Genomic DNA, 259 nt, shown 5'->3' with positions numbered 1-259 from the left:
GCCTGGGATCAATATGGTAATTGTACAAATTATACAAGTAGATACTATTACTGGCAGCACGAAAATTATAGGTTAACTTATCAGGAGTATGATCAGAGTAATAATCCAATCGGAGCAGAGATAATAATCGCTCAAGGTAATAGTGTCCCTCCTACGATCTATAATCACACTTTTAATTACTTACCTAAAACTAGGCACTTTGTTATTAAATTCTGGCATATTGTTAGGAAACATAACTATGATGGTCACGGCTTACAAA

Source organism: bacterium CG_4_10_14_0_2_um_filter_33_32, from assembly GCA_002792735.1.
GTDB lineage: Bacteria > Patescibacteriota > CPR2_A > CG2-30-33-46 > CG2-30-33-46 > CG2-30-33-46.
The sequence above is the reverse complement of the archived record's forward strand: the minus strand, read 5'-3'. Positions refer to the sequence as shown.